This is a genomic window from Flavobacterium sp. W21_SRS_FM3 (assembly GCF_052113625.1).
Taxonomy (GTDB): Bacteria; Bacteroidota; Bacteroidia; order Flavobacteriales; family Flavobacteriaceae; genus Flavobacterium.
On the sequence record NZ_JBGQOD010000002.1, the window covers coordinates 78,594 to 103,790 of the forward strand.

Annotated in this window: 21 protein-coding genes and 1 tRNA gene; all 22 read left to right on the forward strand. The window is 33.0% G+C overall.

The genetic code is table 11. The features are described from left to right. Positions 1 to 169 precede the first annotated feature (169 nt). The 22 genes from ACEN2K_RS03845 to ACEN2K_RS03950 all read left to right on the forward strand — a co-directional run bounded on the left by ACEN2K_RS03845 (position 170) and on the right by ACEN2K_RS03950 (position 24,942). Positions 170 to 1,747 carry a glycoside hydrolase family 10 protein gene (locus ACEN2K_RS03845; protein WP_441758001.1) on the forward strand — a complete coding sequence of 526 codons (1,578 nt, stop codon included), beginning with the start codon at positions 170 to 172 and terminating at the stop codon, positions 1,745 to 1,747. Next, positions 1,728 to 3,008, forward strand: coding sequence for an MFS transporter (locus tag ACEN2K_RS03850; protein WP_441758002.1), 1,281 nt, complete (start codon positions 1,728 to 1,730; stop codon positions 3,006 to 3,008). Before ACEN2K_RS03845 ends, ACEN2K_RS03850 begins: the two co-directional genes overlap by 20 nt. A gap of 113 nt (positions 3,009 to 3,121) precedes the next feature. Continuing rightward, entirely contained in the window at positions 3,122 to 4,720 is a 1,599-nt protein-coding gene (locus ACEN2K_RS03855; protein ID WP_441758003.1) for a glycoside hydrolase family 3 protein, read from the forward strand. A 239-nt stretch (positions 4,721 to 4,959) separates the two neighbouring features. Then, positions 4,960 to 6,417, forward strand: a complete 1,458-nt coding sequence (nhaC, locus tag ACEN2K_RS03860; protein WP_441758004.1) for a Na+/H+ antiporter NhaC — start codon at positions 4,960 to 4,962, stop codon at positions 6,415 to 6,417. Positions 6,418 to 6,610: 193 nt separating this feature from the next. Then, a complete protein-coding gene (locus tag ACEN2K_RS03865) occupies positions 6,611 to 7,249 on the forward strand; it encodes a peroxiredoxin (protein ID WP_441758005.1) in 639 nt (212 codons plus the stop codon). Positions 7,250 to 7,407: 158 nt separating this feature from the next. Next, positions 7,408 to 7,716, forward strand: coding sequence for a thioredoxin family protein (locus ACEN2K_RS03870; RefSeq protein ID WP_441758006.1), 309 nt, complete (start codon positions 7,408 to 7,410; stop codon positions 7,714 to 7,716). A gap of 129 nt (positions 7,717 to 7,845) precedes the next feature. Beyond that, complete coding sequence (locus tag ACEN2K_RS03875) at positions 7,846 to 8,103, forward strand: DUF6952 family protein (RefSeq protein ID WP_441758007.1); 258 nt, start codon at positions 7,846 to 7,848, stop codon at positions 8,101 to 8,103. A gap of 188 nt (positions 8,104 to 8,291) precedes the next feature. After that, complete coding sequence (gene tpx, locus ACEN2K_RS03880; RefSeq protein ID WP_441758008.1) at positions 8,292 to 8,789, forward strand: thiol peroxidase; 498 nt, start codon at positions 8,292 to 8,294, stop codon at positions 8,787 to 8,789. A gap of 10 nt (positions 8,790 to 8,799) precedes the next feature. Further along, on the forward strand, positions 8,800 to 9,174 hold the full coding sequence (locus ACEN2K_RS03885) for a diacylglycerol kinase family protein (RefSeq protein ID WP_441758009.1): 375 nt from the start codon (positions 8,800 to 8,802) through the stop codon (positions 9,172 to 9,174). A gap of 18 nt (positions 9,175 to 9,192) precedes the next feature. Further along, positions 9,193 to 11,637 carry a DNA translocase FtsK gene (locus ACEN2K_RS03890; RefSeq protein WP_441758010.1) on the forward strand — a complete coding sequence of 815 codons (2,445 nt, stop codon included), beginning with the start codon at positions 9,193 to 9,195 and terminating at the stop codon, positions 11,635 to 11,637. Between the two features lie 4 nt (positions 11,638 to 11,641). Continuing rightward, positions 11,642 to 12,283 carry a LolA family protein gene (locus ACEN2K_RS03895; RefSeq protein ID WP_441758011.1) on the forward strand — a complete coding sequence of 214 codons (642 nt, stop codon included), beginning with the start codon at positions 11,642 to 11,644 and terminating at the stop codon, positions 12,281 to 12,283. An 8-nt stretch (positions 12,284 to 12,291) separates the two neighbouring features. Beyond that, a complete protein-coding gene (locus ACEN2K_RS03900; protein WP_441758012.1) occupies positions 12,292 to 13,752 on the forward strand; it encodes an LptF/LptG family permease in 1,461 nt (486 codons plus the stop codon). A 1-nt stretch (position 13,753) separates the two neighbouring features. Further along, the gene (gene ribB / locus ACEN2K_RS03905) at positions 13,754 to 14,887 is read left to right on the forward strand and encodes a 3,4-dihydroxy-2-butanone-4-phosphate synthase (RefSeq protein ID WP_441758013.1); all 1,134 of its coding nucleotides are present in this window, start codon (positions 13,754 to 13,756) and stop codon (positions 14,885 to 14,887) included. Between the two features lie 167 nt (positions 14,888 to 15,054). Next, positions 15,055 to 15,139: transfer RNA gene (locus ACEN2K_RS03910), tRNA-Ser, on the forward strand. A 721-nt stretch (positions 15,140 to 15,860) separates the two neighbouring features. Beyond that, positions 15,861 to 16,547 (forward strand): hypothetical protein, encoded by a 687-nt coding sequence (locus tag ACEN2K_RS03915; RefSeq protein WP_441758014.1) that lies wholly within the window; start codon positions 15,861 to 15,863, stop codon positions 16,545 to 16,547. Next, entirely contained in the window at positions 16,535 to 17,164 is a 630-nt protein-coding gene (locus tag ACEN2K_RS03920; protein ID WP_441758015.1) for a hypothetical protein, read from the forward strand. Before ACEN2K_RS03915 ends, ACEN2K_RS03920 begins: the two co-directional genes overlap by 13 nt. Before the next feature lie 149 nt (positions 17,165 to 17,313). Further along, on the forward strand, positions 17,314 to 17,667 hold the full coding sequence (locus ACEN2K_RS03925) for a hypothetical protein (RefSeq protein WP_441758016.1): 354 nt from the start codon (positions 17,314 to 17,316) through the stop codon (positions 17,665 to 17,667). 598 nt (positions 17,668 to 18,265) lie between these two features. Next, positions 18,266 to 18,742 carry a DUF2971 domain-containing protein gene (locus tag ACEN2K_RS03930; RefSeq protein WP_441758467.1) on the forward strand — a complete coding sequence of 159 codons (477 nt, stop codon included), beginning with the start codon at positions 18,266 to 18,268 and terminating at the stop codon, positions 18,740 to 18,742. 67 nt (positions 18,743 to 18,809) lie between these two features. Beyond that, positions 18,810 to 19,433: a hypothetical protein gene (locus ACEN2K_RS03935; RefSeq protein ID WP_441758017.1), complete on the forward strand. Its 624-nt coding sequence runs from the start codon at positions 18,810 to 18,812 to the stop codon at positions 19,431 to 19,433. An 88-nt stretch (positions 19,434 to 19,521) separates the two neighbouring features. Further along, entirely contained in the window at positions 19,522 to 20,397 is an 876-nt protein-coding gene (locus tag ACEN2K_RS03940; RefSeq protein ID WP_441758018.1) for a phospholipase D-like domain-containing protein, read from the forward strand. A 242-nt stretch (positions 20,398 to 20,639) separates the two neighbouring features. Next, positions 20,640 to 23,693, forward strand: coding sequence for an AAA family ATPase (locus ACEN2K_RS03945; RefSeq protein ID WP_441758019.1), 3,054 nt, complete (start codon positions 20,640 to 20,642; stop codon positions 23,691 to 23,693). Then, the gene (locus tag ACEN2K_RS03950; protein WP_441758020.1) at positions 23,686 to 24,942 is read left to right on the forward strand and encodes an McrC family protein; all 1,257 of its coding nucleotides are present in this window, start codon (positions 23,686 to 23,688) and stop codon (positions 24,940 to 24,942) included. The genes ACEN2K_RS03945 and ACEN2K_RS03950 overlap by 8 nt, the downstream gene beginning before the upstream one ends. Positions 24,943 to 25,197: the final 255 nt, after the last annotated feature.

Here is a 25,197-nt window from a genome sequence, read left to right on the forward strand (position 1 = left end):
TAATTAATTTTCAGCGCTTTTAAAACAATAAGATGTTCCACTATACTTTTTAATTAAATAGCTTTGGCAAAGAAATTGCAGTAAATAGAGTAGTTTATTTTTATTGCACATATAGCAGATAAAATTCACTAAAAAAACTATTTTTGACCTTTATAAAAACTTCTAGAGAATGACCAAAAACAACAGCATACTAGCCTTTTTATTCTTTCTATTACTTTCCTTTACTGTGGGAAATGCCCAAGAGAAAGTTGTTGCTCCAAAAAACGAGTTCAGAGCCGTTTGGATTGCAACCGTAGTCAATATTGACTGGCCAAAAGCCGGTGCCGACCCAGTTGAAAACCAAAAAGCAGATTTTATCGAAATTCTAGATACTTATAAAAAGCTCAATTACAATGCTGTTATCGTTCAAATTAGAAGTGTCGGAGATGCTTTTTACCCCTCTAAACTAGCCCCTTGGTCTAAGTATTTGACAGGCAAGGAAGGTAAGGCACCAAGTCCTTATTTTGATCCATTAGAATGGATGATCAATGAAACGCATAAAAGAGGATTTGAATTCCACGCTTGGTTAAATCCGTATCGCGCTACAATGGATCTGAATACTGCTGTGTTAAGTCCCAACCATGATTTTTACAAACACCCAGAGTGGATGATTAAATATGGTGGAAAATATTACTACGATCCAGCTTTACCTGAAGTACAAACGCATTTAATTGCTGTAGTGGATGAGGTAGTAAAAAATTATGATATCGATGCCATTCATTTTGATGACTATTTTTATCCGTACAAAATAAAAGGAGAAGAATTTAACGACAGTGCATCTTTTAAAAAATATGGAAACGGAATGACGATTGAAGACTGGAGACGTCTCAATGTCAATAATTTTGTAAAATATGTTTCTTTTGCCATTAAAAATGAAAAACCATGGGTTCAATTCGGAATTAGTCCGTTTGGGGTTTGGCGAAACAAATCAGTAGATCCAAAAGGTTCTGATACACAATCCGGCCAAACTAATTATGATGATTTATTTGCAGATCCTATGGCGTGGATGGAGTACAGCTGGGTAGATTACATCTTACCGCAATTGTACTGGAGCATGGATCACCGCACGGCATCATACACTAAATTACTAAAATGGTGGGCAGAAAACTCTAAAAACACTGCCGTTTATATTGGTAATGGAAGTTACAAGATCAATACTGATTCTGATCGCAGATGGTTCAATCCAACTGAAATTCCGAACCAAATTGATGTCACCAGATCTTACAAAAACATCGGTGGAAATGCCTTTTTTAGTGCCAAATCATTTGTTAGAAACAATAAAGCGGTTACCCAACTGCTCATGGATAATCAGTATAAGTATCCTGCGCTACCTTATGTAGTTCCTAATTCGAGAAAAGTAGTAAATGATATTCCAACCGTATGTGACAGTAAGGAAGAAGGAACTACCGCTACTTATACTTTAAATTATCCAGTGAATTCTAAAGTGCGTTATGTAATGGTGTATGAGGCTAAAAATGATGCCAAAATAGACATTAGTAATCCAAGTCAAATTATTGACAAAATTGCATTTAAAGAAAAGAAAGACAGCATCAGTATCGTCATTAAAAAAAATAATTTAGAAAAAAACAGCCGCTATGCGCTTACTTTTATTGATTTTTACGGTAATGAAAGTAAAGCTACTGTTCTTAAACCAGCTTCTAAAACACCAACCATTCAAAGCTCTTTAAATGACGAAAATAGACAATAGACCTTGGTACTGGATTCCGGTACTGAATTTTGCATCAGGTCTACCTTATGCCATTATCATCTCGGTTTCGGTAATCATGTACAAAAATTTGGGAATCAACAATGAAGACATTGGTATCTATACCAGTTTATTGTATTTGCCTTGGGTAATCAAGCCATTGTGGAGTCCGTTTATTGATCTTTATGCCACTAAAAGGAAATGGTTTTTGGCCATGCAATTGCTCATCTCTATTGCCTTTTTAATTGTAGGATTGTCGATTCCCATGAATCACTTTTTTGTTATTAGTTTAGCGGTTTTTTGGGTAGCTGCTTTCGCTTCGGCTTCTAATGATGTGGCCAGTGATGGCTTTTACTTATTAGCATTAGAGAAAGATCAGCAATCCTTTTTTCTAGGAATTAGAAGTACTTTTTACCGTCTTTCTATGCTTACTGGAAATGGTTTGATCGTTATTATTGGAGGTTATCTCGAACAAGAATATGGCGACAAGCAAAAAGCCTGGTCGTATACTATGATCATCGTAGGTTTATTAATGACTTTAATTACGATCTACAATTATTTTGCCACTCCCAGAACTGAAAAAGCAATTGTAAAAAATTCTATTGAAGCTGAGAAAGCGAGTTTTGCAACGGTATTTTCGAGCTTTTTTCAAAAGAAGCAAATCGGAATTGTACTTGCCTTTATTTTATTGTTTCGCTTAGGAGAATCACAATTGCTTAAAATGCTAACGCCTTTTTTAATTGATGATATCAATTTAGGCGGAATGGGTTTAACAACCCAAGATGTTGGGATTATTTATGGAACATTTGGTGTCATCTCCTTAACGGTTGGAGGAATCATTGGTGGTATCGTCATCTCAAAAGACGGTTTAGGGAAATGGATGTTACCCATGATTTTGGCGATGCACTTACCCATTATTGGTTTTGTATTGCTTGCTCATTTTCATCCTGCAAGCGTGTACTACATCTATGCCACTGTGATTGCTGAGCAATTTGGTTATGGCTTTGGTTTTGCTGCCTTTATGATGTATTTGATTTATGTTGCCGAAGGCGAATCCAAGACTTCCCACTACTCTATTGCGACAGGTTTTATGGCATTAGGAATGATGCTTCCGGGAATGGCAAGCGGATTTATTCAGGAGTATCTAGGGTATGGCAATTTCTTTATCTGGGTTTTCTTAGCAACGATCCCGGGATTGATTTTGTCACGATTGTTGATTTTTCCAAAGGATTTTGGGAAGAAGTCTGAGCAAGTACAATCATAACTGCATCAGTCGTTTAAGTTTTTTAAAACAGCAACTAAAATTAGTAAATAAGCACAACCACAATTAATAGAATTAAATTGTTCTTTGTGTACTTGGTGGTTAAATAAATGAATATGACAGTAGAGCAAAAAATAGGACAATTCTTTTTTCCAGCAGTTTTTATCAATGATAGCGAAGAAAATATACATGCCACAGAACAACTTATTCAAAAGTACAACATTGGTGGTTTGACTTTTTTTCATAGTAGAGCTAGTGCTGCAACTAATTATGAAACTAAGAAAAAAATTGTTTTAAATGATGATAGCTATGCGCGTTTAAAAGAACTAATACAGCGCTATCAAAAATGTGCTACTACTCCTCTATTAATGAGTATTGATGCCGAATGGGGACTGGCCATGCGTGTTGAAAAAACACCACAATACCCCTATGCAATTACCTTGGGCGCTTTGCCTGAAAGCGAGTCGCATTTAGTGTATGAAGTAGGAAAACAAATCGGGCTGGATTTAAAGTCGGCTGGCATTCATTACAACTTAGCACCACTAGCGGACATCAACAATAATCCTAATAATCCTGTTATAGGTTACCGTTCTTTTGGAGAAAACAAAGAGAAAGTTGCGCATTTTGCTTTAGAATATTTATGCGGGATGAATGATGTAGGTGTTTTAGGATGTTTGAAGCACTTTCCAGGACACGGAAACACTAATGTAGATTCTCACTTAGGCTTACCTATTTTAAAAGAAAATTTAGAGGAATTGTTAGCCAATGAGCTATACCCGTTCATTAAAGGAATTGACAATGATGTAGATTCGATTATGATTGGCCATTTGGCAGTTCCTGCATTAAATGATGGCAAAGATACTTCGGCAACTTTATCAAAACCTATTATAGAAACACTTTTGCGAAAGCAATTAAACTATAATGGACTGGTTATTTCGGATGCTTTGAATATGCACAGTGTTTCTAATTTATATACAAAAAAAGGGCAGTTAGAATGGGAAGCCTTCAATGCTGGAAATGATGTTTTATGTTTTGCTGAAAATGTTCCTGAAGGGATTCAAGAAATATTAAAAAATGGAAGTCCAGAACGCATTGAAGCCAGTTACAACCGCCTAATGAAATGCAAGGAGAAAGTGGGCTTGTTTAATTTGGAAGCAGAAAAGGAAACCGAATTAGATTTTGAAACCGCAGCAATTTTAAATAGAAAAATTGCGCAAAACAGTATCACGCTACTTAAAGACACTAATAACACTGAAATTGTTTTGGATGCATCCAAAAAAGCAAAACTAGCCCTGCTTAGTTTACACAAAGGAACTGATAATCATTTTATCAATGCCCTGCATGAAAAACTACAAGCACCAGCATTTGCTGTTGAAACTGTAGAAAAACTAACAATAGCAACAATAGAAGAAGAGCTTATTCCATTCGACACCTTGGTTATCTCCTTATTTGTGCCAAAAGCAAAACCAATGAATAATTTTGATATTACTCCTGAAGTTTTATCATTACTGCAGCGATTGTTAGCAACAAAAAAGTGTATGCTATACGTTTTTGGAAACCCGTATGCATTGCAAGTAATTCCTAATTTAAAATTAGCAAACGGAATTGTTCAGGTGTATCAAGATTTTATGCCTTTTCAAGAAAATGCTGCTGATCAATTAGTCAACAATGTAGTGTGCAAAGGAGTTTTACCAGTACATATAGATGGTTTATAGAATTATTTTCTAAAAAATTGTCGCTGCTTTTCTTTTGAAAAACAGTACAATTCTAAAAAATAAACGAGAGTATTAAAATAGTCAAAGGAGCTCACAATCAATAACTAAACCAAAGCAGAACAGCTTTTATTAATTGGGATTCATTAAATATAGAGGTTCACTACGGCATTACTCTGTTAAAAATCAGTTTAGGCTTATAGCTACTTTTTTATCTATATTGCAATCTCAAACGATATAGCATGGATACAAAAATTAATAAAAACAAAGAATTATCAATTACTGAAGCCTTAATCCCCGTGATTGCATTAATCATTATGTTGGGCTACAATGTATATGTTTATGGAGATGAAGCATTAAGCGGAAGTAATCAATTTGTTTTACTTTTAGGTGCTGCAGTTGCTGCCATCGTTGGATTTTTTAATAAAGTTACTTATCAAAAAATGATTGATGAGGTGGCTGAAAATATAAAAGCTACAGTAGGAGCCATTTTAATTTTGCTAATGGTAGGTGCTTTGGCAGGAACTTGGTTAGTAAGTGGTATTATCCCATCGATGATTTACTATGGTTTACAAATCCTTAGTCCGGCTATATTTTTACCAGCAACTTTAATCATCTGTTCTATTATTTCTATTGCTACAGGTAGTTCGTGGACAACCAGTGCCACCGTAGGTATCGCTTTGATTGGTGTAGGTGGTGCCTTAGGTTTTGATTTGGGCATGGTGGCTGGAGCCGTAATATCTGGGGCCTATTTTGGAGACAAGCTTTCTCCCATGTCGGATACCACAAATCTAGCTCCCGCTATGGCTGGAACCGATTTATTTACTCATATTAGGTACATGACCTTGACAACGATACCAACGTATTTAATCACATTAGTATTGTTTATCATTTTAGGCCTTTCTGTTGATATTAAAGGAGATGTCAATATTGCAAGCTTACTGCATGATATCGAGACATCTTTCACAATCTCAGCTTGGTTATTTTTAGTCCCTGCGATTGTTATTGGCCTAATCATAAAAAAAACCGAGCCGTTAATTGCGCTTTTAGCTGGAACTTTATTAGCCGCTGTTTTTGCAATAATTTTTCAACCACATATACTGAATAATATTGCAGGAGTAGATACTATGACATTTAAATCAGCTTATAAGTCCGTTATGGATGCGATCACAGGGAAAGTGGTGATACCAACAGATAATAAAACCTTGGCTGATTTATTCACCTCAGGCGGAATGCAAAAAATGTTAGGAACGATCTGGTTGATTATTTGTGCTATGGTTTTTGGAGGCATTATGGATGCCATTGGCGCTTTGGCAAGAATTAGCCAAGCTTTACTAAAATTAGCACATACTACCTTCGGTCTTTTTGCTTCAACAGTTGGAAGTTGTTTAGCGTTAAACATCACTGCATCTGATCAATATTTAGCGATCGTAGTACCCGGTAAAATGTTTGCAAAAGCTTACAAAGAAAAAGGCTTAGCTCCAGAGAATTTGAGTAGAACATTGGAAGATTCAGGAACGGTGACTTCGGTACTTATCCCTTGGAACACTTGCGGTGCTTATCAATCAGGTACCTTAGGTGTGGCTACTTTTGACTATTTACCGTATGCATTTTTCAATATATTGAGTCCGTTTATGACTTTAATCTTTGCTGCTTTTAATATCAAAATTAGACAGTTGGTTTCTGATAAAAAAAATTAATTAGTTCCCTTTTTCTTTTTTTCTAAACACATCCTGTAAAACCATAGCTATCTATTAGTTATGGTTTTATTTTTATTTACTATAATTAAAACTTATTAATACATAAAAATATATAATCGAAACTGATTAAAAAAAACTGTACTTATTACCTACTTTTGCACCATCAAAAAAATTAATAATAAAAATTAAATTTATGTCATTAGTAGGAAAAAAATTCCCAAGTATTGCAGTTGACGCGATGTCAGAAATGGGTGATAACTTAAAAATCAACATCTTTGAAGAAGCAACAAAAAACAACAAAAAAGTACTTTTGTTTTGGTACCCAAAAGATTTTACTTTTGTTTGCCCAACTGAATTACACGCTTTTCAAGCTGCTTTACCTGAATTTGAAAAAAGAAATACAATTGTAATTGGTGCTTCTTGTGATACTAACGAAGTACACTTTGCTTGGTTAAACACAGCAAAAAATAATGGTGGAATTGAAGGTGTTACTTACCCAATTCTTGCAGATACTAATAGAAACTTATCTAACATATTAGGTATCCTTGATATCGATTCTACAGAATATAGTGAAGAAACTGATTCAGTAATGATTGAAGGATCTAATGTTACTTTTAGAGCGACTTACCTAATTGATGAGACTGGAAAAATCTTCCATGAAAGTGTAAACGATATGCCATTAGGTCGTAATGTAAATGAATATTTACGTATGGTTGATGCCTATACTCACATCCAAGAAAAAGGAGAAGTTTGTCCTGCAAACTGGGAAGCTGGTAAAGAAGCAATGAGTGCTGACAGAAAAAGTACTGCTGAATACTTAAGCTTAAACTAATTTCTTAGGAATTACAAAGTCTCAAAGTTGCATAGCTCTTGATTAGCTGAGTTACAAAGTTTCAAAACTTTGAGACTTTGTAACTATGCAACTTTGAGACTCATTAAAAAACCTATGCAACTTTGCTTATCTGCAATTTTGAACCTAAAAAATAATATATGTTAATCGATTTAAACGAAGATACTTTAGCTGATCTAGTAAACCAAAACAACAAAGTTGTGGTACAATATTCAGCATCATGGTGTGGTAATTGCCGCATTATGAAACCAAAATTTAAAAAATTAGCTACTGAAAATGAAGCAATCACTTTTGTTCTTGTTGATGCTGAAAATTCTCCTGAATCTAGAAAACTAGCTAATGTGAGTAACTTACCTACTTTTGCCACTTTTGTTGATGGTAAATTAGTTAACGAGACACAAACGAACAAACAAGAAGTGCTAATTGAATTAGTAAACGAAATTGTTTAAGTTTTTTGTTTAAGTTTTATCACTTCCTGATTTGTCAAGCTGTTTACTATTAAGCACAATAACAATTTCCAAACGAGTTAAAACTTTAAACTTTTAAAAAACTTTAAACTTTAAACAAAAAAGAAAAACATGAAATTACCTGTAATAAAACATCTTACACAATTTATAGAAGACAATGACCAAGATTATGTTATAGAAACAATTGAAGTTCTGGAAGCAATGACAGAGATTCCTTCTTTGAAAGATGAAGAATTAGATGTTATAGGAGAACTAATTTCGAATATGTATGGCGCTTTAGAAGTACAAAAAATGGTTAAAAATGGTACTGATAAAAAAGAAGCATTAAATACTTTTATGAAAAGAGTGATGGGGTCTATTGACAAATAAGAGCCTCTTATTTTTTATATTTTTAAAAAACGTACTTGTAACTGGGTGCGTTTTTTTTAGGTTATATACTCCCATAATTAAAAACACATTCGCTTACAGGCCTTTGGAAATATGCTAAAATCTTATTGCTTAAAACCTAATTCTTAAATAATTTTCATACTTTTGAACCTTAACGAAAAAATTAAATAATGGCTGCAATTACATTAGGCGGAAATCCAATACATACCTCAGGTGAGTTACCAAAAGTAGGTTCTCAACTTGCTGATTTCAAATTAATACAAAATGATTTATCAGTAGCTTCACTTAGTAGTTTTGCTGGTAAAAATTTAATTTTAAATATCTTTCCAAGTGTAGATACTGGAACGTGTGCTGCATCTGTTAGAAAATTTAATGAAACTGCAGCAAATCTAGACAACACAGCAGTTTTGTGTATCTCAAGAGATTTGCCTTTTGCTCAAAAACGTTTTTGTGGTGCAGAAGGATTAGAAAATGTAATAAACTTATCTGATTTCAATACAGGTGAATTTGGAAAAAGTAATGGTTTAGAAATGCTGGACGGACCTTTAGCTGGTTTGCATTCTAGAGTGCTTATTGTTGCTGATGCAAATGGAACTATTCTACACACAGAGCAAGTATATGAAATTGCAGACGAACCAAATTACGATGCCGCGTTAGCCGTACTATAAAATTCAATTAATGGAATTTCAAAAAGACAATACCTTCGTTAGCGGAAGATTAAAAAGCGTTACCTATGCTTTTAAAGGTGCTATCAAACTAATTACCACTGAACACAGTGTAATGGTGCAATTTTCTCTAGGAATAATCATGGCTATTGCCGGATTTTATTTTGAAATAACCCGTACAGAATGGCTTTTCCAGGTCCTAGCAATAGGTTTAGTAATGAGTGTTGAAGGATTAAATACGGCTGTTGAAAAAATAGCCGATTTCATTCACCCCAACTATCACGAAAGAATAGGTTTTATAAAAGACATTGCTGCGGGTGCTGTATTTTTTGCAGCTATCACAGCAATTATCATTGGTTTAATCATCTACATGCCTCGAATTTTTTAGGCATAAGTTCAATCCCGAATGGCAAAAACAAAAAAAGCAGCTCCTTCAGATAAAAAAGACAATTCAAAACTTAAGGATCGTAAAAAGTGGCAACTCACTAAACAACATAAGATTGTTTTAGGTAGTTTGCTGATTTTATTTTCTATTGTTTTATTGATGGCCTTCATCTCGTTCTATATTCATGGACAAGAAGATCAAAGCGCCGTAAATGAATTAACAGACAGAACTGAAACCGTTCAAAACTGGTCTGGAAAATTTGGTGCGTTCCTAGCTGACATCATCGTATACAAAGGCTTTGGGTTAGCTTCCTTTATTTTTGTTCGTTTATTCATGCTTTCAGGGATTTACTTAATTGTTGGCGTTTCCGCCAAAAAATTAAAATCAATCTGGTTTTGGGACTTGTTTGTCAGCATCATTTTATCAGTACTCTTTGGTTTTTTTGCCACTTCCCTACCAGAACTTGGTGGCGTTATTGGCTATGAACTTAATTTATTCTTACAAGATTACATTGGGAAAACAGGAACATTACTTGTCCTGCTTTTTGGACTAATCGTTTATGTGATTTTTAAATTGAAATTATCACCTGAAAAAATTCAGTCTTTTTTCGAAAACACAAAAAAAGAGATTAAAACTAATTTGGCCACTGCCACAGCTAGTAACAATGCAGGAGCCTATAATTTAGAGGAATTTGCAGTCACAGAAGATAATGACGATTTAGAAAACATTGTTTTAAAACCAAAAGCATCACAGTTTGAAGTGGACAAAGAGGCGTTAAAACCAACAATTACCAAATCATCAGAAATCAACTTAGATCCGCTAGCAAAACCACTTACTGTTAATCCAGTTCCTGTTGAAACGCTAGAAGACGCATCAGATTCTTTTGTCATTGAAACAGCCCCTGAAGAAGCTATTATTGAGGAAAATTTAGCTTCTAGATTAGTATCTGATTTTGGATTATTTGATCCTACATTGGATTTATCTAATTACAAATACCCAACTATTGATTTATTAAAGGAATATTCAACTGGAGGAATCACCATTAATCAGGCGGAATTAGAAGAAAATAAAAATAAAATTGTCGATACCCTTCGCAATTATAAAATAGAAATTGCCCAAATTAAAGCAACCGTTGGACCCTCGGTAACTTTATACGAAATTGTTCCTGAAGCGGGAATCCGAATTTCGAAAATTAAAAATCTAGAAGATGATATCGCTTTATCTCTTTCGGCTTTAGGAATTCGTATCATTGCTCCTATTCCTGGAAAAGGAACTATAGGTATTGAAGTTCCCAATAAGAATCCTACGATGGTTTCTATGAAAAGTGTTATTGGCTCAGCCAAATTTCAAGAAGCCGAAATGGAATTGCCTATCGCGCTTGGAAAAACAATTTCTAACGAAACATTTGTTGTCGATTTAGCTAAAATGCCTCACTTACTGATGGCGGGTGCAACTGGACAAGGAAAATCAGTAGGTTTAAATGCGGTCTTGACTTCATTGTTATACAAAAAACATCCTGCTGAAGTAAAATTTGTTTTGGTTGACCCTAAAAAAGTAGAACTTACACTATTCAATAAAATAGAAAGACATTACCTCGCTAAACTTCCCGATACCGAAGATGCGATCATTACGGACAATGCCAAAGTAGTAAATACCCTAAATTCTCTTTGTGTGGAAATGGACAACCGTTACTCTTTATTAAAAGATGCCATGGTTCGTAACATCAAGGAATACAATGATAAATTTAAAGCTCGAAAATTAAATCCTGAAAATGGACACCGATTTTTACCGTATATCATACTGGTAGTAGATGAGTTTGCTGATTTGATTATGACCGCTGGTAAAGAGGTAGAAGTTCCTATTGCGCGTTTGGCTCAATTAGCACGTGCTATTGGAATCCATTTGATTATTGCAACACAAAGACCATCGGTAAATGTGATTACCGGTTTAATTAAAGCCAACTTCCCTGCTAGGATTGCCTTTAGAGTAACCTCAAAAATTGACTCTAGAACCATTCTTGACACTCAGGGTGCTGATCAATTAATTGGTCGTGGTGATATGTTGTACACCAATGGAAATGATGTGGTAAGGGTGCAATGTGCCTTTATCGATACACCAGAAGTGGAAAAAATCACTGATTTCATTGGTTCCCAAAAAGCGTATGCAACGGCTTATTTACTTCCTGAATTCTCAGGAGAAGAAAGTGGCATTAATCTTGATATGGATATCTCCGAAAGAGACACTTTGTTTAGAGAAGCTGCTGAAATTATTGTGAATGCACAACAAGGATCAGCATCATTGTTACAAAGAAAATTAAAATTGGGCTACAATAGAGCCGGTCGTTTAATTGACCAACTAGAAGCAGCTGGAATTGTAGGTCCGTTTGAAGGTAGCAAGGCGCGAGCTGTGAACATCTTAGACTTAAGTTCTCTTGATCAATTTTTTAACAATGAACAAAATAATTAACACTATGAAAAAATTAATTCAAATTGCATTTATTCTTCTTTTTAGCTTTTCAATACAAGCACAAGACAAAAAAGCAAAAGCGCTTTTAGATCAAGTGACTTCAAAAGTTAGAAGTTATAACAACATTGTAATTGATTTTAAATATTCTTTGAATAACGCTAAAGAAAATATCAATCAGGACAGTAAAGGAAATGTGACTATGAAAAACAATCAATATGTATTGAATTTCATGGGAATAACTAAGATATATGACGGTAAGAAAACCTATACTATAGTACCTGAAGATGAAGAAATTACGATCTCGAGTGTCAATGAAAATGATGACAATGCGATCACACCTTCTAAAATGTTGACTTTCTTTAATAGCGGGTACAAATATTCGATGAATATCTTACAAGACATTAGAGGAAGAAAAATCCAATACATCAAATTAGTCCCAACAAATCCAAAGGATCAGAGAAAAGAAATCTTATTAGGGATTGATGTTCAAACAAAACACATCTATAACTTAATAGAAATGGGTAAAAAAGGAACAAAAACGACTTTAACCGTTAATTCTTTTAAAACCAATCAGCCATTGTCAAAAAATCAATTTACCTTTGCACAAAGTAAATATCCAAATTACTACATCAATAAATTAGATTAAATTATTAGGTGAAAATTCTTGACAAATACTTATTAAAAACATTCTTGATTACATTTACTACGGTATTTGTAATATTGTTTTTTATATTCATACTGCAAACGGTTTGGTTATTCATTGCGGAGTTAGCGGGTAAAGATTTAGATTTCTTATTAATTCTAAAATTCCTACTATTTTCAATGCCGCGAATAATTCCATTGGTACTTCCGCTATCCATCTTGTTAGCGTCGATAATGACCTTTGGAAATCTAGCCGAAAATTACGAATTTGCTGCTATGAAGTCGTCGGGAATTTCGTTACAAAGAGCAATGAGAAGCTTAACGGTTTCCATTGTACTACTGAGTATCGTGGCTTTCTTTTTTGCCAATAATGTGATTCCGTATGCCGAGTTTAAATTCATCAACTTTAGGAAAAACATAGCACAAGTAAAACCTGCATTGGCTATAGCCGAAGGACAATTTAGCGATGTAGGCCTTTACAACATCAAGGTCAACAAAAAATCAGGTGAGAACGGAAACATTTTAACCGGAATTACGATTCATAAAAAATCCAACATCGGTGACGGTAGCAAAACCGTAATAAAAGCCAAAGATGGCGAACTGATTAGTAGCGAGCAATCCAGCATTTTACAACTGATTTTAAACAATGGAAACTACTACGAAGACATCGTGCCTAAAAAATATGAAGACCGTAAAAAACTACCTTTCGCGAAAAGCTCGTTTAAAAAATACACCATCAATATTGATTTATCGCAATTAAACAAAGTGGATGTTGATGAAAATAATATCGCTAACACTAATACGATGTTAACGATAAACGAGTTGAGTTACACACTTGATTCTTTAAATAAAAACTACAAGACAGAGGTTATTTCTTACTCTGAAAATATAAATCTTCGAACAGGTATTCCAGCAAATCCCATTTTACCAAGTACAGGGAAGCCTGTAAAGAAACTTCTTAAGAACGACAAATTCCCAAAAGATCTATTGGCAAAATATACCAACCAACAAAAGTCGGATGTTTTAAAAATCGCCAGTAGCAATATGGTAAGCACTAATTACTCTATTGATGCTACCAAGGTCAATTTAGAAAGCAAACAGAAGAATATCAACAATCATCAACTTGCCTTCTATGACAAATTTGTCATTGCTTACGCCTGTTTAATGATGTTTTTTATTGGAGCTCCATTAGGTGCCATTATTCGCAAAGGAGGATTAGGTTTGCCCATTATCTTTGCCGTTTTAATCTTTATCTCTTTTCACTTTATCAATACTTTTGGAAAAAGAATCGCGCAGGAAAATGGTATCACTCCTTTCATGGGAGCCTGGCTATCGTCTTTTATACTGACGCCATTGGCTATTTTATTAACTTACAGAGCTACCAATGACATTGGGCTTATCAATATGGATGTTATTTTAGCACCCTTTCAAAAAATATTTAAAAAATTATTTCCATCCAAAAAACAGGCTTAACATGCTCACAGATACAATACAACTCAACACCATTGAAGAAGCAATTGAAGACATCCGTCAAGGAAAAATAATCATCGTTGTAGATGATGAAGATCGGGAAAATGAAGGAGATTTTTTGGCTGCAGCCGAAAAAGTAACCCCTGAGATGATCAACTTCATGGCTACTCATGGACGCGGACTGATATGCGCACCACTTACTGAAAGTCGTTGCAAAGAATTAGGACTGCATGTAATGGTGAGTAATAATACAGATCCAATGGAAACGGCTTTTACCGTATCTGTCGATTTAAGAGGAAACGGGGTAACAACAGGAATCTCTGCTGCTGATAGAGCCAAAACAGTTCTATCCTTAGTAGATGCTGCTACAAAACCACACGATTTAGCACGCCCAGGACACATCTTCCCATTGATTGCAAAACAAGGTGGCGTTTTAAGAAGAACTGGACATACTGAGGCTGCAATAGATTTCGCTAGACTTGCCGGATTTAAATCGGCGGGTGTTATTGTCGAAATCATGAATGAAGACGGTACCATGGCACGTCTACCTCAACTAGTAGCAGTAGCTAAAAAGTTTAATTTAAAATTGGTGTCTATTGAAGCGCTAGTCGCATATAGAATGCAACACGACAGTTTGATCGTTAAGAAAGATGATTTTGATATCCAAACCCGTTTTGGAACTTTTCGCTTAAGAGCTTACGAGCAAACCACTAACAAACAAATTCATATTGCTTTAACTAAAGGAACATGGAATTTAGGAGATGCTATTTTAACTAGAATCAACTCATCTCAGGTGAACAATGATTTGCTAGGTACTTTAACAAATAATGCCGACAAGCAGTTGGACGATATGTTCAAAAAAATTAATGAAGACGGTAAAGGTGCCGTGATTTTCATTAACCAGGACATGCAGTCTGTGAATTTATTAAACCGTATTGCCGATCTCAAAGCGTTACAAGCCCAAGGCGAAATGAAAGCGCCTAAGATTATCATTGATAGTAAGGATTTTGGAATTGGTGCTCAAATTTTGCACGATATTGATATTTCAAAAATAAGATTAGTATCAAATACCGTACAGGAAAAGCGTGTAGGAATGATAGGTTATGGCTTAGAAATCACTGAATACGTTAGTTATTAGTGTTTACACTTTAAAGGATTTAAAAAATTTCAATTCCTAAATCCAAGGAAATGAAACAATTAAAAAATAATTTAAATTTTAGCCCATTTTTTTATCGAAATAGACTTCAAAAACCAAAAAAGCAACTTATATTTGCACTCGCAATCAGCTACTGATAGCGAGTTACTGGAGAAATGGCAGAGCGGTCGAATGCGGCAGTCTTGAAAACTGTTGACTGTAACAGGTCCGGGGGTTCGAATCCCTCTTTCTCCGCGAAAGAAACCCGAAACGAAAGTTTCGGGTTTTTTGTTTTTAAGATTATGACAAAAGCTTGCTTTGGAGAATAAATTTAAAAACAAAAAACAAACTCAAAATTTATTTTGAGTGGAGGTTTGATTTGTAGGTCTCCCCTTCTGGGATCATGAAATAATCCCTCTTTCTCCGCAAAGGATACCCGAAACGAAAGTTTCGGGTTTTTTGTTTTTAAAATTATAGAAAAAGCTTGCTCATAAGAGTAAAGTTAAGATACCGTCAATATTTATCTTGAGTGGGGTTTCAGTTGTAGAACCCCTCCTTCCGGCATCATGACATAGTCCCTCTTTTCTAATATTAAAGACTTAATGAACTCAGTTCAATTTACTATAATTTAAGATTTACCTATTTAAAGAGATCGTTTATAAATATCACTAAAAGTGGGTATAGTAAAATCCTACAAAATATCGTTTATTTACCCCCAATTGAATCAATCCAAATCAAACGTTATGGAATTATCTTAAATAACTTAATGCTTTACGGTTTCCCTCATTCCATAAGATTTTTTATTCAATACCTTAGCGAAATTATGAATCTGAATAAATAAATAAACAATAATGACTAAAAATAATCTGTCAGATAGAGACATCTGCACTTAATTCATAACTCTTGCTCTACAAATTTTAAATTATGCATATCCCAGTATTCATTATTAAATGTAAATAATTAATAGTTTTCATAAATGATCTACGCTATAAAACATAACAAAGTAAATCGTGCTATTTTTAAAGCCAATGAAGATGCTTTAACATCGTCAATTTTTGAAAGATTGATGTATTTACCACAAGAGTTGTTGCATCATATATTTGCTGCAGCCTTGTTTGATAGTATAGAGGATTTAGAATTACATCAAATAGAGAGTATAACGTTTTGGCCCAATTGGGATCCAGAATACACAACTAATAAAACACATGTACAACCAGATGTTTTCATTCGTACTGCTAAGCAAGATATTATTATCGAAGCCAAAAGGAAAGATAAAAAGCAACAAAGTCAGCATCAATGGGAAAAAGAAATTCAAGCCTATAATAACGAATACGCAGAGGATGTAAAACCATTAGTTTTTATTGCTTTAGGAGGTTTACACACACATGAAATGGAAATTATTTCGGTAAAAGGTATAAATCAAAATATTTATATGTGTAGTTGGAATAGCATATTGAATACCATACAAAACATTATTCACGATATGGAATTAGCAACCAACCACACCAATAACAACATTGCTATTATAAAAATCCTAAGAGACATGATATTGTGTTTTGAGCTCTTTGGGTTCTCTACTGCACTATGGTTAGAACGATTTATAAAAGCACCCAGAATACAGCAAAAATCTTTAAATTATTTTTCAAGCTCATGGACAAATTAAATACGTCAGAAATAAACGAAGCATTAAAAGATGTAAGAAACGCTTACCGACTTTTAGCACTATATCAAAAACGATTACTTGATATTGTAAAGTATACAGCTAATACCTACAATGTAACTTTCAATAGCGGTTGGTCTAAATTTAGTAATGCAGCTTCTAACGGTAATAGAGCAAGTATAGATAAATTATCCTGGGATTGGTTGTCTTTGTATCTGTACGAGTTCAATCTAGGAGCGATACAGATTGGTGTTGACAAATACAATTTCAAAATTGTTCATCAAGCTGATACGGGATATTTTGACGCAAGTTCTGATAAAAGAATTGATCGAGGTAATGCAGAACAATTTTCGGATGTAAATAGTGCTGTTACACGCTTGTTTTTTGTTTTAAGTAAAAATGACAATGGATGCCCTATGCAACATATTTTAAATGGTAATTTAAAGGCAGTAGATAACAATAATATCAAAAAAGGAAACTGGCTGGCAGTGCCTTATAATTTACAACGGTTTTCAAGTCAGCTGCAAACAGACTATGTGTTAACTGAGTTTACTACAATATGTAAAGAAACGTTTGGAGTAAGTATAATTGAAAAAACACTGCTAACAGAACTAAATTAATGACTTATTCAGGACCTCATAAATATTCATTAGTACTGCAAGGATAAAAAGAACGCACTATTAAACAAAAGCTTGATCATTTGGGTAATGTGATAACTTCTTTTAGCAGTCCAATAACAAAGGATAAATGCCCTAAAATTTATATTTTAATGATAAATGAACATATTGTTTATGTTAGCTATACGGGGCAGTCAGTATATAAGCGCTTGAGAAATGAAATCAATCCAAAAGGAGCGAAAGGTTATAAAAGATATAAATGGAAAGAGCAAGCACAAATAAAATTAATCTTTTTTGTATTCAATCAAGATTTAAAATGCAATCAACACAAAGATGATGAACCCTATATTTTATTAGCAGAAGCAGTAGAAGCCGAATTAGTTTATAAAGTAAGGAATGAAACAGGAAGGTGGCCTGAGTTTCAAAATGAGATCCATTTAAATAATAAATCTTTGGAAAAAGCTAAAATAATTGAAAACGAAATGTTTGGTAAAATCACAGAGTAGCTAAAGGTTTTTGTAAAAGGGCTGATGGCTTTGGGAAAATTAATAAAAGTATAAGATGTTATTATTGTAACAGGTTTTGAGAGAGGCATTGTAGGGAGATAAAGTATAGAAAATGAGTAGCGAAAAAATCATAAGAATCAATAAAGTCCTTCGAGAGTTAAATATTAGTTTAGAAAGAGCTGTTAGTATTTTTAAATCGGCTAATATTATTATTGAATCAAACCCTAATACTAAAATAAATGAAGAACAATACAATTTTTTAGTTTCGGCATTACGAATGAAAAAATATGAAACTGTAATTAAGCCCCAAATTACAAATCATATTGTAATTGATTCAATTAGGAAAAAAAAAGGTGTTCCATTCACTGTTTTTAAATATTTTGGCACAAAGGATATTCATTTACAATCATTAAGAGAAAAATACTTATATCATTCTGATTTTAAATATTTTAACGACCCTTTCGATTGTAATATTGAATTGATAAATTTTGAAAAAATAGGTAAAAGTAAAAAAGAAAGAAATATTGAAGGGACTGTACGTGAAAAATTTAACAGCATTGGGGTTTGTTGTTTTACGCGTAATGTAAAATCAATTTTAATGTGGTCTCACTATGCTTCAAACCATCAAGGTTTTTGTATAGAATACAAGTATAATTCAAGAATATCTGGTATAAATCCATTAGATGTCAACTACTCAGATTCATTTGTAAAAGCTGATTTTCATAAAGATAAACAAGATGCGTTATTCCATATGATTTTCACAAAAGCAAAACAATGGGAATATGAAGAAGAATTGAGAAGTATTAATGGTCATTTTACGGATACTAATTCTAGAAAAGTGCCCTTTATAAAAGAAGACATAAAAGCTATTTATCTCGGTGTAAAAATTGAATGTGATCTTAAAACTAAAATTCTTTCTATTGTAAAAGAAGTGTATGTTAATAAAATACAAGTATTTAAAGGCAGCTTATCACCAAATTCTTTTGAAATTCATTGGGAAGAAATAAATTTAGAGGTTAAAAAACCATGTGCAACAGGTTTTGAGAGAGCCGTTAAAGTCGAAAAAAGTAATTAATTAAAAACAAAAATCATATTATCAACAACTATAATAAGCATAGTATTGATTTAAAAACACAAATATAATGATAAAAAAGAATATAGGAATTTTGGCTTCTATGAGTTGGAATAGTAATGATTGGGCGTCAAGAGCATCTAAAGAAGATATTGAAAATTCTAATTATGACTATGTGAAGGAAAAAGGCGAAATGCATGAAGACCTAAATTTTGGTCATGAAGTTTTACCTACTGAAGATAATGGGAAATTTATAGCTTATACACCTATGTTCAACACCTATCCTTCAAAAGAAGAATCAAAATATGTTGAAATTGTTTTCTTTAGAAGTTTAAACCATCGGACAAAACAAAATTGCATAATGGGTTTCTACGCCTTACCCGTTATCGCAGCACATAAAAGAACGAAATCGAAACACGAGCTTTATGAAACATATGATTATGGTAATGTTGCATCATTACCCGAACATATTGTTCTACTTAAAAATCCAATTTTAATTACGAATGAAATTATCGCAAAAGAGAACTTTGTTCCAAAAGGGAAAAAGTTGGGCCAACAAGGATTTAATTATTTGGCTTATGACAATACATTAAAAATTCTTGATAAAGCAACAGAACTGAATCCTTCTGATGCAAAATTGAAGAAAATTAAATTTTATTTTCTTTCTGAAAAAAAGTACAGAAACATGATCTAAAATTAGAATAAAAAGTGACTTCATTAGGTTCTGCAAAACCTAGCAGAGAAAGAAGGTTATAGAATATATAATAAACAAAAAGAACAGTATGAAAATAATCCCGCCCTATCAAATCACTAGCGAAATACTGACTTTAATTCATGAAGCAAAAGAATATTTAATACTGGTTTCTCCCTATGTAAATTTCAATAATTGGGAAAGCATTAAAGTGGCAATTCAAAACGCAGCCAATCGAAATGTCAAGTTTAAGTTTTACTGTAGATTAGACAGTGAAAACTTTAAGAGTTGGGAACAAATAGAGGCTTTAGGCATTCAACCCAAATTAGTTAAGAACCTACATAGCAAACTTTATTTTAACGAAAAGGCAGGTATAGTTACCTCTATGAATTTATTGACTAGTTCTAATCTAAATGCGATGGAATTTGGAGCGATTTACAATACCACAGAAGAGTTAGAGGAATTGAAAAGCTATGTGAAAAAGTATTTAGAACCAAATGTTGAAAAAGAAAAACCAAATGATGAAGATTTATATATAGCAAAAGAAAAATTTCAATTTCTAACACAAAACTATTTATCAAAATCCTTAGAATTTGGGGTAAGTTGCAAATGGCAAAATGGAAGTTTGATTATCAATGCAAAAAACACATACTATATTAATTTAGATAAAGTTAGAAACATTTTTTCAATTTCTGGGGTTGTATCTGGTTTAGAAAGCGAGAATTTTAACAAGTTTAAAATTGATACTAATTTAAGTAATTTAGAATTTATTCAAAATGGTGAGGTCGGAATGATGTCAAGTTTTGTGGCAGTTTCGAAGAAATCATTTAGCCATAATAATTTTGATTTTTTGTCAGTTAATGAGAAAAAAGAAATTTTAGATCATACCTTAGAATTCATAATTGAGCTTACCGAATTTAAATCTTACGTCTATGAAAACAGAAAAATAGTATCAATAAATGATTAGTTACAGAGACTAAGAAAAACAAGTATATGATTGGTTAATGACCACGCATAATATAGATGCAAATTTTACTTTTTCATTGCGTCAAAAAGGGTCCAAAGCCTCTGAATTGGATTGTTTTATTGCAACTGAAAATGATAGAAATAGCTGCATATCAAAATAAAGCTAATGGTAAAGAAGTTCTAAAAGGGAAAAAACAGAACAGATATTTAATCATTTTGGGAATAGTATAAATAAAAAAGGAAATGACGTTTAACGAATTTATAAAAGTAGTTACACCTCAGCAAGTAGAGACTTGGTGGAATACTATTGCTTCAAGCGAAGCACGTGAAAAAACGGAAGAAGACAATTGCAAGTACATGTTGTCTAAGAATAGTAAAACAGTACCTATTGAGTATGCAATAGATAAGTTAGGTCAATACTTTAATGCTGATCTTCATGACTTTGCTAACAGCGTAGATCGCAGAAATGCCTTTTGTGAAGCTTTTGATTTTACCATTGTAGAAAATCTAGTTTACAATGATACGGAAGTGCAATCATTTACTAATTTTTATAAAAGTTTAAAAAATACTACTACTGTTTTTCAAGATGCTGTTAATTATTTAAGGACAATTATTACTCACAATAATATTGATCCCTATAAAATTAGGTTCGCGTTGCGTGAAAACAAAAAACAAGCAATGTTAATCATAGGAATGCCAGCAATTTTTGCTTTCAAAGAAGTGAATGGCAAGGCTATAATCACATTAAGTTTAGATAAAGAATTTTATGATGATTATAGAAATAAGTTCGATGAAAAATCCGAAAAAACATATAAAGAGAATGAACACGGTAACGTATTAGCAACTTTCGAAATTAATTATTGGCATGAGATTCCACAAGAAGTATTAGAGAATCACACAAAAGAGCTTTTATCAATTTATGATGCAACAAAAGATACCAAAAGAGCCACTTGGAATACGGAATCAGACACAACAAATAGTGTTTTAAAATACTTGATTTTTACGAGGCAAAATATAGAAGAATTTATAAGAAATATTCAACCGATAAACTATTGGGTATTTCAAGGAAATCCAAAAGAATTCAATATCGTCAAAGCTTTAGAGGACAACGCACTTAAAACATGGAGAGTAAAGGCACATAAAGATAAAATTAAAAAAGGGGACAAAGTAATTCTATGGAGCGGAGGAAAACATGCTGGTGTTTATGCATTGGCCACAGTTGACTCTGATGTAGAAACAATGCCTGAACCAGAAATAGAGAAGTCTTATTATAAAGACCAAACCGTTTATGAAGATAAAGAGCGTGTTTTCTTAAAAATTGATTACAACCTATTTAGTCAACCAGTACTAAAAACCGTATTAGAAAATCATCCTTGGTTTTCAAAAATGAAAGTAGGTAGTCAAGGAACAAATTTCACTGCTACAAAAGAGGAATATAAATCTATTTTAAAACTCATTTCTAAAATGAATAAATTAATCTTAAACATTAGTTGGAATAGTAAAGACTGGAAAGAAGAAAGCCAGGATAAAAGCAATCATGAGTGGGTTAAAAATGGTGGTGTTCCATTAGAAAGCTGGAATTTTGCCAGCAATACAGCAGTAAATACAAATGAGCATATTTTTGGGTACGCCAAGTTTACAAATAATCCAAAAATAACGGGTAAGAGTATTTTTATTTTCTATTCGGATAAAAAAATTGTTGGTTTTTATGGTAATGGTACTATTGTAGAAAAAAAAGTAGATGATAATATTTTAAACCTTAGAGGCGACCAAAACTTAAGTTTTGTACTTGAAAATAAAATAGTAAACATTCTTGAAAAAGGATATTTAGAAGATGGAAAACGAATAGGACAAGGTGGTTTTAATTACTTACATAAAAATGAAACCGTAATTAAAATTTTAAATGAAGCGTTAAATCTAAATCCAAACCAAAAGGATGAAATAACAAGACTAAAAGAATGGTTTATGAAAGAAACGCTGCCAAATGAAAGTAATGTTAACAATACTAATTTAATTAACATTCCACTCAATCAAATCCTTTACGGACCTCCTGGAACAGGAAAAACTTTTGAATTACAAAATACTCTTTTTGATAATTTTACAATTAGAGAAACTGCCTTAACAAGAGAACAGTATTTAGAATCTGTGGTTGCTGATTTAACATGGTGGCAAGTAATAAGTATTGCTGTTCTTGATCTTGGTAAGACAAAGGTAAATGATATCGTAAATCATGAGTTTATAAAAATAAAAGAGAAATTATCTTCTTCCAAAACTGTTCGCCCAACCATTTGGGGACTATTGCAAAGTCACACTGTCTTGGAATGCCCTTTTGTGAATGTGAGTAATCGATCGGAACCATTATACTTCTCAAAAAGTGAAGATTCAAAATGGACAATCGATGAAAAATTGTTGGATGATTATTACCCTGAAGCAAAAAACATTTTAGCGATTAGTAATAATTACAAACCTAGTAATGATACCTTAATTAAGAATTACGATTTTGTTACTTTTCATCAGTCATTCAGTTATGAGGATTTTGTGGAAGGAATAAAACCGAAATTAGATGACGGAGAAACGGAAGTCGCTTTTGAAATCAAAGACGGAATTTTCAAAAAACTCTGCATCAAAGCAGAAGCGGATCCAAAAAATAAGTATGCCATTTTTATTGATGAAATCAATCGAGGAAATGTTTCGGCTATTTTTGGAGAATTGATTACCTTGATTGAAGACGACAAAAGACTTGGTTCTGCTAACGAACTTAAAGTAAAATTGCCTTATTCTAAAAGAGAATTGGGTGTTCCTTCTAATCTTTATATCATTGGCACCATGAATACAGCTGATCGAAGTGTAGAAGCTTTGGATACTGCCTTAAGAAGACGTTTTTCGTTTACGGAGATCATGCCCAATCCAGCATTATTAGAAGAAATACAATTCAGTAGTTTTAATCTATCGGAGGCATTAAAAACGATTAATGAACGAATTGAAGTTTTATTGGACCGTGATCATACCATTGGTCATTCCTATTTCTTAAAAGTGAATAGCGGTGATACCGAAAGATTAAAATCGGTTTTCAAAAACAACATCTTTCCATTATTACAGGAATATTTTTATCATGATTATGAGAAAATTGCCTTGATATTAGGAGAAGGTTTTGTCCGTGTAAAAGAGAATCAAACTGTAAATTTTGCAAAATTCAAAAACATAGATGCACCTGAAGTTGCAACACAATTTGAGTTAATTGACAAAATAGAAGATATAGAAACAGCAGTTCATTTATTACTAAACCGCAATGTCTAAACCCATACATAAAATACAGGTTTTTGAACATCAAACCCTCTATTATGGTAGAGAGTACAATACTATTGCGTTTAATACAAACCATTGGAATGCGCTGGCTAAACTGAATGAGTATCACGATAACAAGTATTTTACAGTTGTCCATAAAGGAATTAAGTTTGCTCAATATGTTGGTGTAATCCAAATTGATGGTTTGTGTATTGAGATTCTTCCAAAAGCGGATCATTCATCCGATGATAAGAAAGTCTGGCAGGGCGTTCTAATTGAAATGTTGCGAGTAACAAAAAAACTAAAAGTGGATAATGTTGGTCATGCAAATGTCAATAAGCAAAATATTCATCTGCTAGATATATATTTTGAATGGTATCTTAATGAAGTACAATTGCTTATTCATCAAGGTTTGATTAAGCAATACTACAAAGAGACGAATAATGTTAAAGCGTTAAAAGGGAAACTGGAGTTTGCAGGGCATATTCAAAAAAATCTAATTCATAAAGAACGTTTTTATACCACACATCAAGTCTATGAAAAAGACCATGTAGTACATCAGGTTTTGAGACAAGCGTTAGGTATAATTGAACAATTTTCGAAAGGAAATCATTTGTACAGCAAATGTAAGTCCGTCCAACTTGATTTTCCAGAAGTAAAACCAATTCAGGCCAATCAAGCGACTTTTGCTAAGATTCCAAAATCTAGAAAAACAGCACCTTATAAAACCGCTTTAGAGATTGCTCGTTTGATTATTTTAAATTTTGCCCCCAATGTATCCAGTGGTAAAGAAAATATGTTAGCCTTGCTCTTTGATATGAATTCGTTATGGGAAGAATATGTTTTGGTATGCTTGAAAAATGCAGCAAAAAACAACGATTTAAATGTTGCGATTCACGGTCAAAAGTCAAAAACTTTTTGGAACGGAATTACAATTCGTCCAGATATCGTAATTGAGAAAGGTCATGAAACTTATATTATCGATACCAAATGGAAGAACATTAACGGCGGAAAACCTTCAACGAATGATTTACGCCAAATGTATGTGTACAATGACTACTGGAAGTCGACTAAAGCCATGTTATTGTATCCTTCTAGTAGTACAACATTTACAAAAGAGGATTTTATTCCTTTTAATAAAATAACAGAAATAGGACATCACGAATGCGGCCTAGGTAAAATTTCTATTTTGGATTCAGGTAACAGAAAACTGGATAAAGAAATAGGCAGCACCATTTTAGGATGGTTTGATATAATTTGACAAAGTATACTACATAAATGTATCTATTAGGACTAGAGCATAAATATTTAACTCGGAAGAAATAGATTTTAATAAATTGGAGTTTGAACTGTATTATGCAAAAAAACACTTAAAATCAAACATCCATAAAGCCATACAAATTCTTGGTCTCTCTGGTGTTACTACTAAAAAAATTAAAGAACTGATTCAAAGAAAAACAAGATTAAACCGTCACACTTTGTCGAACTAACAAGCTACTTTAGCAACACTAAAAAA

Bases quoted from the DNA above. Each gene is read 5' to 3' on its own strand.
- ACEN2K_RS03925 (WP_441758016.1), top strand. From the start codon at position 17,314: ATGATAAATGAACATATTGTTTATGTTAGCTATACGGGGCAGTCAGTA.
- ACEN2K_RS03940 (WP_441758018.1), top strand. From the start codon at position 19,522: ATGAAAATAATCCCGCCCTATCAAATCACTAGCGAAATACTGACTTTA.
- ACEN2K_RS03855 (WP_441758003.1), top strand. From the start codon at position 3,122: ATGACAGTAGAGCAAAAAATAGGACAATTCTTTTTTCCAGCAGTTTTT.
- ACEN2K_RS03870 (WP_441758006.1), top strand. From the start codon at position 7,408: ATGTTAATCGATTTAAACGAAGATACTTTAGCTGATCTAGTAAACCAA.
- ACEN2K_RS03950 (WP_441758020.1), top strand. From the start codon at position 23,686: ATGTCTAAACCCATACATAAAATACAGGTTTTTGAACATCAAACCCTC.
- ACEN2K_RS03890 (WP_441758010.1), top strand. From the start codon at position 9,193: ATGGCAAAAACAAAAAAAGCAGCTCCTTCAGATAAAAAAGACAATTCA.
- ACEN2K_RS03845 (WP_441758001.1), top strand. From the start codon at position 170: ATGACCAAAAACAACAGCATACTAGCCTTTTTATTCTTTCTATTACTT.
- ACEN2K_RS03945 (WP_441758019.1), top strand. From the start codon at position 20,640: ATGACGTTTAACGAATTTATAAAAGTAGTTACACCTCAGCAAGTAGAG.
- ACEN2K_RS03850 (WP_441758002.1), top strand. From the start codon at position 1,728: ATGACGAAAATAGACAATAGACCTTGGTACTGGATTCCGGTACTGAAT.
- ACEN2K_RS03935 (WP_441758017.1), top strand. From the start codon at position 18,810: ATGATAAAAAAGAATATAGGAATTTTGGCTTCTATGAGTTGGAATAGT.
- ACEN2K_RS03885 (WP_441758009.1), top strand. From the start codon at position 8,800: ATGGAATTTCAAAAAGACAATACCTTCGTTAGCGGAAGATTAAAAAGC.
- ACEN2K_RS03920 (WP_441758015.1), top strand. From the start codon at position 16,535: ATGGACAAATTAAATACGTCAGAAATAAACGAAGCATTAAAAGATGTA.
- nhaC (WP_441758004.1), top strand. From the start codon at position 4,960: ATGGATACAAAAATTAATAAAAACAAAGAATTATCAATTACTGAAGCC.
- ACEN2K_RS03875 (WP_441758007.1), top strand. From the start codon at position 7,846: ATGAAATTACCTGTAATAAAACATCTTACACAATTTATAGAAGACAAT.
- tpx (WP_441758008.1), top strand. From the start codon at position 8,292: ATGGCTGCAATTACATTAGGCGGAAATCCAATACATACCTCAGGTGAG.
- ribB (WP_441758013.1), top strand. From the start codon at position 13,754: ATGCTCACAGATACAATACAACTCAACACCATTGAAGAAGCAATTGAA.
- ACEN2K_RS03915 (WP_441758014.1), top strand. From the start codon at position 15,861: ATGATCTACGCTATAAAACATAACAAAGTAAATCGTGCTATTTTTAAA.
- ACEN2K_RS03930 (WP_441758467.1), top strand. From the start codon at position 18,266: ATGTGGTCTCACTATGCTTCAAACCATCAAGGTTTTTGTATAGAATAC.
- ACEN2K_RS03895 (WP_441758011.1), top strand. From the start codon at position 11,642: ATGAAAAAATTAATTCAAATTGCATTTATTCTTCTTTTTAGCTTTTCA.
- ACEN2K_RS03865 (WP_441758005.1), top strand. From the start codon at position 6,611: ATGTCATTAGTAGGAAAAAAATTCCCAAGTATTGCAGTTGACGCGATG.